Annotated in this window: 11 protein-coding genes; 10 read left to right on the forward strand and 1 reads right to left on the reverse strand. The window is 37.8% G+C overall.

Translation table 11 applies throughout. From position 1 onward, the window contains the following. Positions 1–278: 278 nt before the first annotated feature. Positions 279–2,399 carry a helicase HerA domain-containing protein gene (locus tag TPSD3_RS15095; protein WP_086489365.1) on the forward strand — a complete coding sequence of 707 codons (2,121 nt, stop codon included), beginning with the start codon at positions 279–281 and terminating at the stop codon, positions 2,397–2,399. Positions 2,400–2,402: 3 nt separating this feature from the next. Next, positions 2,403–3,020, forward strand: coding sequence for a DNA double-strand break repair nuclease NurA (locus tag TPSD3_RS15100; RefSeq protein WP_086489366.1), 618 nt, complete (start codon positions 2,403–2,405; stop codon positions 3,018–3,020). On the opposite strand, the gene TPSD3_RS15105 is transcribed toward TPSD3_RS15100, so the two are convergent. Then, positions 2,964–3,995 carry an IS630 family transposase gene (locus TPSD3_RS15105; RefSeq protein WP_086486662.1) on the reverse strand — a complete coding sequence of 344 codons (1,032 nt, stop codon included), beginning with the start codon at positions 3,993–3,995 and terminating at the stop codon, positions 2,964–2,966. The two genes, TPSD3_RS15100 and TPSD3_RS15105, sit on opposite strands and share 57 nt — an antisense overlap. Positions 3,996–4,063: 68 nt before the next feature. Here TPSD3_RS15105 and TPSD3_RS15110 point away from each other — a divergent pair, with 68 nt between their 5' ends. The 8 genes from TPSD3_RS15110 to sdhD all read left to right on the forward strand — a co-directional run bounded on the left by TPSD3_RS15110 (position 4,064) and on the right by sdhD (position 12,035). Continuing rightward, on the forward strand, positions 4,064–4,942 hold the full coding sequence (locus TPSD3_RS15110; protein WP_217884473.1) for a DNA double-strand break repair nuclease NurA: 879 nt from the start codon (positions 4,064–4,066) through the stop codon (positions 4,940–4,942). A gap of 4 nt (positions 4,943–4,946) precedes the next feature. Then, positions 4,947–6,074: a DNA methyltransferase gene (locus TPSD3_RS15115; RefSeq protein ID WP_086489629.1), complete on the forward strand. Its 1,128-nt coding sequence runs from the start codon at positions 4,947–4,949 to the stop codon at positions 6,072–6,074. A gap of 148 nt (positions 6,075–6,222) precedes the next feature. Then, positions 6,223–6,444, forward strand: coding sequence for a ribbon-helix-helix domain-containing protein (locus TPSD3_RS15120; protein ID WP_086489368.1), 222 nt, complete (start codon positions 6,223–6,225; stop codon positions 6,442–6,444). A gap of 272 nt (positions 6,445–6,716) precedes the next feature. Beyond that, positions 6,717–9,476, forward strand: coding sequence for a leucine-rich repeat domain-containing protein (locus TPSD3_RS15125; protein WP_086489369.1), 2,760 nt, complete (start codon positions 6,717–6,719; stop codon positions 9,474–9,476). A 63-nt stretch (positions 9,477–9,539) separates the two neighbouring features. After that, on the forward strand, positions 9,540–10,484 hold the full coding sequence (miaA, locus tag TPSD3_RS15130) for a tRNA (adenosine(37)-N6)-dimethylallyltransferase MiaA (protein WP_086489370.1): 945 nt from the start codon (positions 9,540–9,542) through the stop codon (positions 10,482–10,484). Positions 10,485–10,593: 109 nt separating this feature from the next. Next, entirely contained in the window at positions 10,594–10,833 is a 240-nt protein-coding gene (hfq, locus tag TPSD3_RS15135) for an RNA chaperone Hfq (protein ID WP_086489371.1), read from the forward strand. Positions 10,834–11,244: 411 nt separating this feature from the next. Further along, positions 11,245–11,643 carry a succinate dehydrogenase, cytochrome b556 subunit gene (gene sdhC / locus TPSD3_RS15140; RefSeq protein ID WP_086489372.1) on the forward strand — a complete coding sequence of 133 codons (399 nt, stop codon included), beginning with the start codon at positions 11,245–11,247 and terminating at the stop codon, positions 11,641–11,643. Further along, positions 11,643–12,035, forward strand: a complete 393-nt coding sequence (sdhD, locus tag TPSD3_RS15145; RefSeq protein ID WP_086489373.1) for a succinate dehydrogenase, hydrophobic membrane anchor protein — start codon at positions 11,643–11,645, stop codon at positions 12,033–12,035. The genes sdhC and sdhD overlap by 1 nt, the downstream gene beginning before the upstream one ends. The last annotated feature ends 3 nt before the right edge of the window (positions 12,036–12,038 follow it).

Raw genomic sequence — 12,038 nt, forward strand, 5'->3', positions numbered from 1 at the left:
GTTTGGGGAGAGAGGCGTGGGGGAGCGTCTCTGTTATCTATTCAATCAGAATTTACTAAGCGTCCCCAAAAAACAAATAAACTTGAAAATGTACTCAACACAATTTACTATTGACAGCGCGTATTTTATCTCCCAGAATCGTTGATGGATATTAAACTTGTGGTGCGCTTTAGATAACTATATGTTTTACATAAATGTCCTTACATAAGGAAAAATTAATCTATCACACCACAAATCTATTGAACAGCTAGACTAAAATTCAAAATCGGTGTAGTAGCATGTCTATACAACAAGGTATAAACCAACACAACGAAAACAAGCACGATAGCCAAGCCAAAAACTGGTTTCAGAAACTTGTACAAGAACAGCAATACATAGGCGAGCTTTATTCCATAAACTATGAGACCGCACGAGTTATCATTCATGACTACCAAAAAAATAAAGTCGGTGGTGTTCCAAGTCTTAGTTTTTTGATAGCAACAAGGGTAAATCCTTACATTGATGAAAACGTTGACTTTCAGCGTGAGGATACTTCTGTTATTTTGTTGCGAGTCATGGATGCCGCCCAACTTCCACAAGAAAAGGAAAATGAAAGAATTAGAACGGAAGTAGCTCAAAGAGTCAGCGGAGAGTCTGATAAACACTGGGATACAGATGGCGTGATGGATGCAAAAACTCGAAACTTATTAAGTTTCGCAGCCGTTGAATGCCGAATTATCGGGACTTTTTATTTGGATTTGCAACATCAAGATCAAACTGATAGCGATTTGATATTGAGATTTGGCTGTGACATTTCAAACTATTACCCAAACAAAGGTTTGAAAGTCTATAAACCCAATGCGAAAGCACTAGAGACTATTGTAAATTACACGGATTTTTCTAATCAAAGTGATTTGCGGAGCAAGGCAAGAGTGCAGTTAGGAAATGTACGTTATGCCTCTACTAATCGTAGATTTCAACAAATTGATAATGTAAAAGTAAGCATTTATCCCTCTGATTTACTTTCCCAAAAATCGGCTGTTTTTGGTATGACCAGAACGGGTAAATCCAATACGACAAAAATTATTGCCAAATCAATTTATGAACTTCGTTATCCACAAAATGGAGAAGACAGCCCTTTAAAAATAGGGCAAATTATCTTTGATCCTAATGGTGAATATGCCAACGAAAATGCACAAGATACAGACGGAAAAGGTAATGTAAACGCCTTGAAAAATGTCTATCAAGTTCGTAAAGGAGTCGAGAAAAAAGACGAAGTCGTTACTTATGGCATTACCGCGCATCCAAACGACCCTGATAGAAAATTGATGTTGTTGAATTTTTATTTAGAGGATAACCTACAAATAGGGAAAGAGATTATCAACTCCCTTTTTTCAGAGGACAACACAAACTACATTAAGAATTTTTTACAAGTGAGTTTTGAAAAACCTGATGCTAATGACAGGAGTGCTTTAACCCGGTACAACCGTAGAGTTGTGGCTTATCGTGCTGTTTTGAATAGAGCTGGTTTTCAAGCACCCACCAACATAAGTCCTTACATAAAAGGACTTTTTAACAAGGAATTGATAGGGGCTTTGCGAGATTCACAAAGCGACAACGCAGCCGATTATCAATCAGCAGCACAAATTTTGGAAAACCAAAATCCTAATTGGTCGCAAGTGGCTAATGCTTTTGAAATTCTCGACAAATTTATACGAGACGGTAAAAGTGGTTATCAACAATTTGAAAGCAATTACGTCAATCGTAAAGATGGTTCAGGAGAAAGATGGGCTGATGAGGATTTTAAGAAAATCATAGGGATTTTTCAGTACGCAAATGGTGTGCGCAAAATAGGCAAAGCCATTCCACAACACACACATACAACAAGTTCCGACTATGCCGAAGATATTTACAAAGATTTAGTAAGTGGAAAGTTGGTGATTATTGACCAATCAAGTGGCGAGCCTGAAATTAACAAGTCCTCTGCCGAGCGGATAATGTGGGTAATTTTCAGAAAAAACCAAGCCCTTTTCCGAGAAGGAAAAACTGATATACCCGACATCATGGTTTATATTGAGGAAGCACATAATCTTTTGCCTAGTGGGAGTGATTTGGATACCTCTAATGTTTGGGTACGGACTGCCAAAGAAGGGGCAAAATACTGTATTGGCATGGCCTACTCTACTCAAGAAGTGAGTAGTATTCAGAAAAACATTTTAAAAAATACAGCAAACTGGTTCATTGGACACTTGAATAATACAGATGAAACCAAAGAGCTTTGCAAGTATTATGATTTTGCCGACTTTGAGCAATCTATTTGTCGAACGCAAGATAAGGGTTTTTTGCGTGTTAAAACATTGAGTAATTATTTTGTTATCCCCGTTCAAGTGAAAAAATTTGACGTTACGGACAAAGGATAAAATATGCCATATCAGGATAATAATGGTTTTGAGTTAGCAAGTTACAAACCTCTACAACGTATTTTAGACAGCGAAAAAGTCAAAAACCTTGAAAGCCGTTTGAAAGTACGCAAACCAAGCGAAGATGAGGAGCAGGAAAAACTTGAACCTACTGACAAAGATAGTTTGGAACCAAGTGCGTGGCAACCCATAGCGGCAATTGCTATTGACGGAAGTTATCAGTCCGTGCCTGTAAAAAATGGTTTTCCGAGTGCCGAATATGGTTATGTTACGGTAGCGGCTGTTTGGATTTGGCTCTCTGAAATCCGAAAACTAGCCAAACAAGAATTTATAGACCCTGTTAAGTTTCGCCAAACGGAAGACGCTGCTGCTACTCAAAGTGTTTATGCAGGGGCAAATATCCTAATTGATGAAGAAGAAAGTGTCAAATCATCAATGCGTAAAATGCTATTTGAGGAATTTTTGAACGAAGCCCCTTTTTATAATAAAGACGAGCCTAACAAAGAAACTTTACTTTACCAAAATTATGTGAGATATAAAAACAAATTAAGTTTTAATATCTACCTAGATATTAGGTATAAGATACTGTTTAATTTTATTAAACTTAAACACTTTACCTGACAAAAAGGTCTCAAACATACTAGTGACTTCTTTAAAGCTTGATAGACGGTGAAAATTCTTTCTGACCCAATTCTTACCTTGAAGCCAAATATCCTCGACTGGATTTTGCTCTGGGGCATTGGGCGCAAATCTTAATAAACGAACTTTCCATTCTGATTCTGGAAGTCCCCCATTTAATTTCTCTAAATAAGTTCTTAAACCTTCAGAACGATGATAACTTGCACCATCCCAAATAATCACATGACGGGCTTCTTTATATCTGTAAATGAGCCAGTTAATAAAGTCTATCGTATATTTTGTATCAGCTTTCTTTGCCCTATCTAAAATAAATTCTCCCGTATAAATATTCACCGCTCCATACCACGTTTGAGAAGTGCGATAATTACTCATCTTTATTGACGTTCTTTCTCCTTTTTTCGACCAAACATAACCACAAATATCTCCCCACAACTGATGGCTTTCGTCTTGCATCCAGTACATTACCTCTCCACTTTCTATCTGTTCACGCTCCTTATCTATTAAATCCTTAATCTCTTTTTTTTTAGCTTCTACTTTTACCTCATCTTTTGCCGAATTCTCTTTGTGTGTCTTCTTATAACTTAAATTCGCTTCTTCTAATAATTTAGTATAAGAAGTATTTGAAGAATAGAAAACATCATACTCCTCTTTTAAGTATCTCTTTAGTTCCTCTATTGTTATTGTCTTCTTTTCTTGTATCCAATTAATCACATCTTCTCGTTCACGCGGCTTTAAATACCCTGGTGAGCCTTTATACGCTAACTTTAATCCTTCAACCCCTGACGCTAAATAAATGGCTTTCCATTTATCCACAAATTGCACACTGACACAACACGCTAAAGCCGCTTCCGCACGCACAAAACCAAGCAAAGACATTCTTACTGCCATCGCTCGCTTCACTTCTCTCGCCTCACCTGTTGACATTAACTCTTCTAAATCTTCATATCTTTTGTTCATTATTCTCTCCTATTTGAAAAGTATTATTATACGACTCTGAAAAAATTGGTATTGAAACCTACGAATATTTGCTAAAACTTAAAATTACCAAAAGTGGTGAAAGCAAAGCCCCCGAATGCCCTTATGATAACTGTGGTCTTAATGAACCTAATAACAAACTAAGTTATGGTTTTGGCAAATATGAATGTAAGTGCCAATTAAAAAAAGTGCTTTATTCTACTGATGCCTTGCGTTTGCACGAATTACATAACCCTTCGGGAAGTTGTGGCGAAATGTATGGACAAATTATGTTCACTTTGGAAAGATTATTTTTAATCAATATTCTTCGTGGGTTTGAGAAAATAAATTCCTTACAAGATATAGCCAAAATAGCCTTCATTTTAGACGGTTCGTTGGCTGTTTATAGTACTTCATCTTGGCTTACTAAATCCATACAAGACGAATTGTATAGACTAAACGAAGTTCAAAAGAAAATCACAGGACAAGACTTGATTATTATAGGCATTGAAAAATCAGGTACTTTTGTCAATCATTTTGAAATGTTAGATACAGACCAAGAAGGCATTAGCGGAAAATTCCCCAAACAAAATGCCTTACTTTTAACAGACGAATACATCAAGAAAAATATCATTTTGTCCGAAAGCCCTAAACCTTACGGACAAGATACCTATTTTGGTAGAAAATTTTTCTACAAAACAAGCAACGGTTACAGAGTTGTTTGTAATTTGGCAACTTTTAACAATTACCAAAGAAAAACAGAAACAGCTTACCCCAATCAATTTCCACGTTTAGCAGATGTGATGAGTTTATTAGACCAAATTGTTTCTAGCCGTTTTCAAAATTCAGTTTCTCCTTTGATTTCTGCCCACGCAGAAGCAGCAATACCTTTGAATTTAGGAAAACGTATATTTCAGGACATTGCAAGAGAAATTAGAAATCGCACCTAACAACATGAAAACATTAGAAGACATAGGAAATATTAATGGAAATAGTACAGCCGAAACCCGTTGGGCAAAATTCGGTCCCTACTATGCTATGTTTCCTATTGATTTTGCTTTCAAAGTTATCAATGAATATTCAAAAATAGACGATTATATTCTTGATCCATTTGCTGGCCGTTTTTCAAGTGTGTATGCGGGTGGCGTATTAGGCAGAAACAGCGTAGGGATAGAAATAAGCCCCATTGGTTGGCTTTATGGCAATACAAAATTAAATCCTGCGCCAAAAGAGAATGTAAAAAATAGGTTATTAGATATTTACAATCAAAGAAATGAATTTGCAGAACAAGCAGAACAAATGAATGAATTTTTTCAGTTGTGCTATTGCAATGAAGTTTTAAGATTTTTACTTTCAGCAAGAGAAAATCTAAATTGGCGAAATGACCAAACAGATGCAACCTTAATGGCTATTATTTTGGTGCATCTGCACGGAAAGATAGGCGAAGGTCTATCTAATCAAATGCGACAAACCAAAGCAATGGGTTATGGATATTCTATAAATTGGTGGAAAAATAATGGCTTTACCACACCACCGCAATACAACCCATTAGAATTTCTTATAAAAAAAATTGAGTGGCGTTATGCAAAAAACATCCCAAAGATAGAAACTGATTGCCAAGCTATTCTTGGGGATAGTACGCTTGAATTGCAAAAAATTGGGAAAACATCAAAAGAAAACAACGCCAAATACTCTTTGCTATTTACTTCCCCACCTTATTGTTCAGTTGTCGATTATCACGTTGACCAATGGTTGAGACTTTGGTTGCTCAAGGAGGGAATGGATAAACCACAAACCAGTCAAGAGAAATATAAAGGTCGTTTTACTTCAAAAAACGAATACAGAGAATTATTGGATAAAGTTTTTGGTGCTTGCGCCAAAATCATGCACGAAAAAAGCACGATATATGTTAGAACGGACATAAGGGAGTTTACTCAAAACTTGACAATTGAGATTTTAAAGAGCCATTTTTCTAATCACAAAATGAAAATAATAGAAAGTGAAGTTCTAACACGCAACCAAACCGAAATTTTCGGTAACAAATCCAGAAAAAAGGAAATTGATTTGTTATTGACAAACTAATTCGCAGGTTCTTTGGAAAATAGGTTTACTTCTGAATTTCCCCTCAATTCCCCGCCCTACATTGTATAATGTGGGGCTTTTGGTTTGTGCTATAACCTCTCTTCTGAGTCAAACAAAAATTTATTAGCAAATTCATAAAGAAGAAAATATGGTCAATTGGTCAATTTCGGATAACTTAGATGAAACAGTGCGTGATTACCTCAGCCAAATTGGGCAAGAAAATAATATTTCTACCTTTATTGAGAAAATTGTGCGAGAAAAATTGTTTGAATTGCAAATTGAACAAATTAAGCAACGTAATCAACTCGTTGAGCCAACAGAAATTTTAACGGCTATTGATGCTGCTCTCGCGCATGAAAATCGTACTTGACACAGGTATAGCACCCGCACCACAAAAGGAGTATAAAAAATGACCTATTCAAGAGACTTTCGAGAACATGTATTAAAAACTAGGCAAGAAGAGAATCTGACCCTTCTCTCATTCCTACATGCCATGTAGAAATGCAGTCCAGACGCGCCGCGTCACGAATCAGCCCCCTAATTTTTGATATACTCGACGTGGCACGTCGTGACTGCATTCCCACAAGCTTGTGGGAACGAGATAAAAAACCGATTCTTTCTTAAAAAGGAACATTTTCAACCATGCCAAATAAACCTAAAGTAATTTTGCAATTAGAGAAGGATTTGGGGTTTGAGCTTGAGCAGGTGGAGCTGGGGGAGATTTGGAAATATGACATTGAGGAACGAACTAACTTTGCCTTGAATGAGCAAGGGGAAGTGGTGGGTTTGCGCCTGAGTAAGTGCGAAATAGAAGACCTAAGCCCGTTACAGGGCTTGACCGCTTTGACTGGGTTGAGTTTAGAAAATAATCAAATCAACGACCTAAGCCCGTTACAAGGCTTGACCGCTTTGACTTGGTTGGGTTTATATGAGAATCAAATCAGCGACCTAAGCCCGTTACAAGGCTTGACCGCTTTGACTGGGTTGGATTTATGGGATAATCAAATCAGTGACCTAAGCCCGTTACAAGGCTTGACCGCTTTGACTGGGTTGTATTTAAATGGTAATCAAATCAACGACCTAAGCCCGTTACAAGGCTTGACCGCTTTGACTGGGTTGCGTTTAGGTGGGAATCAAATCAGAGACCTAAGTCCGTTACAAGGCTTGACCGCTTTGACTCGGTTGGATTTAGGAAGTAATCAAATCAGTGACCTAAGCCCGTTACAAGGCTTGACCGCTTTGACTGGGTTGGATTTAGAACACAATCAAATCAGTGACCTAAGCCCGTTACAAGGCTTGACCGCTTTGACTGGGTTGGATTTAGAACACAATCAAATCAGTGACCTAAGCCCGTTACAAGGCTTGACCGCTTTGACTGGGTTGTATTTATGGAATAATCAAATTCAAGAAATCACTTTAGATTTTCTAAATCACTTTCCTCAATTAGAAACACTTTTTCTTTCTGAAAATCCCATTAAAAATATACCAGAAGAAATTTTTACATTTGGTAATGTTTCGGCAATGCGCCACTATCTCGAAGACCTCGAAAAACAACAAATCCAAACTTATCAAGCCAAAGTGATTTTAATTGGCAATGGGCGTGTGGGTAAAACCTGTTTGCTCAAGCGGTGGCTGGATAAGACTTTTGACGAAAAAGAACCTTCTACCCATGCGATTCAATTGCGGCATTATCCCTTAAAAAAACTCGCTAAAGAAAAGCAATTTAAAACAATTCAACTGCATATTTGGGATTTTGGTGGACAAGACATTTATCACGCCACCCATCGCTTATTTATGCAAACCAAAGCGATTTTTGTTTTAGTATGGGATGCTCAAACAGAAAAAGAACCTGAGCAAAGAGAGGGTGATCATCCTTATCGTAATTATCCCTTAAATTATTGGTTGGATTATGCGAAAAATTTAGGCAAAAATAGCCCTATTTTAATCGTGCAAACTAAAAAACAGCGCGATGGGGAGCAAATCCCCAAAGATTTAGCAGAATTACATAAAAACTACAATATTATTGCGGCTATTGCTGTGGAATCTTCGCAAGATAAACACAATGGCTTTACTTTTTTTGAACAGCATTTAATGGAACAAGTTGAAAAATTACTTGAAACAACCTGCATCGATTTGCCTGAATCATGGTGGCAAGTGCAAACTCAAGTACAAAAGTGGCAAACTTCTAAAAAAACCCTTTCTTTAACTGAATTTAATAAACTGTGTCAAAAATTTGGATTGGATAATGAACATGCGTCAAGTGTACTGCTTTATTTGCACAATTCAGGTACGGTATTTTATCAAGAAAATCTATTTCAAAACCAAATCATTTTAGACCAAAAATGGGCGATTGATGCGGTTTATACTTTATTTGATCGTAAAAGTAAGTTTTATCGCTCTAAAAAAGAAAATGGGAACTTTAGCGGAGAAGACTTACAGGATATTTGGCAACACTTTAATGAAGCGGAGCAAAAACTGTTTTTAAATTTCATGAAATCTTGTGAGATTTGTTTTGAACTAGATTATGATGATGAAAAACCTTTTTCCGAACGTTGTTTTATTGCGCCTGCTTTATTGCCAGAGAAAAAACCAAAGCCATCAAATTTGTGGTTAAATGCTCAAAAATGGTTTGTGCGTTATCAATATCGGTTTTTACATTACGGCAATTTGCAAAGTTTTATCGTGCGCACGCATCAATGGGCAGAGCGAGCCAGTTTGTGGAAAAATGGTTGTGAATTAGATGATGATCAGGGAAATTCAACCCTCATCGAAGGTTTTTTTAACGCAGAAAAACCTTATTTACAAATCATGGTGGCAGGTAATAATCCACAAAATCTATTGGATAAAGTGCGGAATGAATTTGACGAGATTCAACAAGATGATCAAGTAGAGGAATTGTGGTCATTAGATGGGGTGGAATTTGTGCGTAAAGCGGATATTGAGAAAATATCTACAAATAACCCGCAATTTAATCCTTTTATTCGCAGAAATGAAAACACCGTTTTTGTTATCTGGGAATCTGAGTTAATTGCATTAAAATCGCATTATCAAAAAATAGTCGAAAAAGATGAATGTAGAGAATTAAGCCTAGAATTAGAAAATATTTTTGCTTCCGATATTCCCAAAGGCATTCTTAATTATGCCAGAAATGTATTAGAAGTCATTGTTACAAAAATATGTAAGGACAAATTAAAGCGAGAACGCGGCACTGAACCGTTAAAAGGAATTCTGGATAAATTTAAAAAAGAAGAAACCATTCCAGAAAATATTGTTTCTGCTATGTTTAACGTGAATGAATTAGGAACTTATGGCACTCATCCCAAATCATTTGATAAAAAACAAGTGCGCAGTTGTTTATTTGATTTAGAAATTGTTTTAGATTGGTTTTTGCAACAAAAATAATAACCCCATTGAAATTACAACCGTTGGTTTTTGAATTGGTTTTTTTGCGGGAGTGAGGTTTTAATGAACGACACATTTTGTATTTTTCTCATGGGGCCTACCGCAGCAGGTAAAACAGATTTAGCGATTGCTTTAACGGAATATTTACCGTGTCGTATTATTAGTGTTGACTCGGCAATGGTGTATCGCGGGCTGGATATTGGCACGGCCAAACCCAGCGCGGAATTATTGGCACAAGTTCCCCATGCGTTGATTGATATTTGTGATCCGAGTGAGGCTTATTCTGCGGCACGATTTCGACATGATGCCTTACAAATTATTGAAGAATGTCATCAACAAGAACGTATTCCCTTACTGGTCGGTGGCACAGGTTTATACTTTCGTGCCTTGCAACAAGGTTTGTCTGAACTACCCTCAGCTAATCCTGAATTACGTAATCAGTTACACCAGCAATTACAAAATCAAGGCAGTTTAGTCTTACATCAAAAATTGGCTGAAATTGACCCCGAAGCCGCACAACGGATTCATCCGCACGACCCTCAACGGATTCAACGGGCATTAGAGGTTTATTATTTGACGGGACAACCCATTTCAGACTGGTATCGACAACAAACCCAATCTTCTCCTCTTAAATCAGTGAAAAAACTGGTGATTGCACCTCAACAACGGACTTTATTACATGATAAAATAGCCGTCCGTTTTCGACAGATGTTACAAAATGGATTAATTGACGAGGTGCAAGGTTTGTATCAACGCGGCGACTTACATGCGGGATTACCTGCCTTGCGGGCGGTGGGTTATCGACAAGTGTGGCAGTATTTGGCGGGAGAATTGTCTTATGCCGAATTACCCGAAAAGGCAATTGTGGCAACGCGCCAATTGGCTAAACGACAATTAACTTGGCTGCGCTCTGAAACAGACAGTGATTGGTTAGACAGCACGTTACCGTTTACTGTTTTATTAGAAAACACATTGAAATTTGTCGAAACACGCCCAAACACCTGTTAGACTGCTGATTGCTTTAAATTAAATTCGCGCTGCTCTGGCTGTTCTCAATCTAAAGACAATGCGCGCACAATAACGAACAGAATAAGTACAGTTTTAGGAGAATAATATAATGAGTAAAGGGCAGTCGTTGCAAGACCCATTTTTAAATATCTTGCGTAAAGATCGTGTCCCTGTTTCGATTTATTTGGTCAATGGAATAAAATTACAGGGACAAGTCGAATCCTTTGACCAGTTCGTGGTTTTACTAAAAAATGTGACCACCAGTCAATTGGTTTATAAGCATGCCATTTCAACCATCGTTCCCAGTAAATCTATCAAATTACCACAAGATGATAGTTTACCAGAATAAGATTTGATTGGCTTTTTTTACCTCAAAATATAACGGCGATTTTTTTCAAATTTTATTTTATAAATTTGGGAAAGAATCGCCGTTATTTTTATCTGAATGAGAATATTTAGATTGCTTTTTTAAGCACTTCTCTCTGACCGCCCGCCACTTTAGCCGTTCTAAACTCAAGTGTAGATAAGCATAAGGATGTTTACGATAACTGCGGTTTGCCCCCTTTAAATAATACGAAAATCACCTGCAAAAACCAAGCGTGAAGTGTTAGACTGTGCATTTTTTTAATGCACAACCATTTATTAAGATTTATGAAAACAATAAGACTTGCATAATCTTCACAAAATGGTTATTTTATTGCGTTGCACCATTGCACTCTTTCAACAATATCAAAATCAAATCATCTTGTGAGGTGAAACTATGGCAGTACGCAAGCGACCGTTATCGCCCCATCTGCAAATCTATAAGATGCCTCTCACCGCAGGTCTTATGTCGATCACCCATCGTATCACTGGTGTTGCGCTTGCAGCAGGAACACTGGTGTTGACCTATTGGCTGTTGTCCATCGGCTTGGGCGAAGAAACCTACCAAGAAGCACAAGCGGCTTTAGGGTCAATTTTCGGCTTAATCGTGCTGTTTGGTTGGACATTGGCTCTGTTTTACCATTTATTCAATGGCATTCGCCACTTATTTTGGGATGCGGCGAAGGGCATTGACCTGAAATCAGCCCATTTATCTGGATTACTGGTATTAGCCAGTGCCAGTATTGTCAGCGTATTGGTTTGGATAGCGGCTTGGGTCGCCAGAGGAGGTGCTTAATGCAACCCAATGATTTACGTGCGCCTTTGGCGCGAGTTCGTGGTCTGGGTTCAGCGCGAGAAGGCACTGAACACTATATTGCTCAACGTTTTACTGCGGTGGCTTTAGTGCCATTGGCGGTGTGGTTTGTGTTCTCTTTGGTGACGATTGCGGGCGCAGATTATAATACGGTAGTCGCTTGGGTCAAAACGCCCATCAATGCGATTTTATTGATCGCTTTGCTCATGGCCATGTTTCACCACGCCCAATTGGGAATGCGTGTGGTCATTGAAGATTATGTCAGTAATGAGTTTTACAAGGTGGTCTTGGTGACATTAGCCAAATCATTATCGTATATTTTTGGCATTGCCACCGTGTTGGCGGTTGTTCGTGTTTTCGTGTTGGGAGGTTAAAAA

It is taken from the genome of Thioflexithrix psekupsensis, from assembly GCF_002149925.1.
Classification (GTDB): domain Bacteria; phylum Pseudomonadota; class Gammaproteobacteria; order Beggiatoales; family Beggiatoaceae; genus Thioflexithrix; species Thioflexithrix psekupsensis.

Excerpts from the sequence above, each read along its gene's own strand:
- TPSD3_RS15095 (WP_086489365.1), top strand. The coding sequence starts at position 279 with ATGTCTATACAACAAGGTATAAACCAACACAACGAAAACAAGCACGAT.
- TPSD3_RS15100 (WP_086489366.1), top strand. The coding sequence starts at position 2,403 with ATGCCATATCAGGATAATAATGGTTTTGAGTTAGCAAGTTACAAACCT.
- TPSD3_RS15105 (WP_086486662.1), bottom strand. The coding sequence starts at position 3,995 with ATGAACAAAAGATATGAAGATTTAGAAGAGTTAATGTCAACAGGTGAG.
- TPSD3_RS15115 (WP_086489629.1), top strand. The coding sequence starts at position 4,947 with ATGAAAACATTAGAAGACATAGGAAATATTAATGGAAATAGTACAGCC.
- TPSD3_RS15120 (WP_086489368.1), top strand. The coding sequence starts at position 6,223 with ATGGTCAATTGGTCAATTTCGGATAACTTAGATGAAACAGTGCGTGAT.
- TPSD3_RS15125 (WP_086489369.1), top strand. The coding sequence starts at position 6,717 with ATGCCAAATAAACCTAAAGTAATTTTGCAATTAGAGAAGGATTTGGGG.
- miaA (WP_086489370.1), top strand. The coding sequence starts at position 9,540 with ATGAACGACACATTTTGTATTTTTCTCATGGGGCCTACCGCAGCAGGT.
- hfq (WP_086489371.1), top strand. The coding sequence starts at position 10,594 with ATGAGTAAAGGGCAGTCGTTGCAAGACCCATTTTTAAATATCTTGCGT.
- sdhC (WP_086489372.1), top strand. The coding sequence starts at position 11,245 with ATGGCAGTACGCAAGCGACCGTTATCGCCCCATCTGCAAATCTATAAG.
- sdhD (WP_086489373.1), top strand. The coding sequence starts at position 11,643 with ATGCAACCCAATGATTTACGTGCGCCTTTGGCGCGAGTTCGTGGTCTG.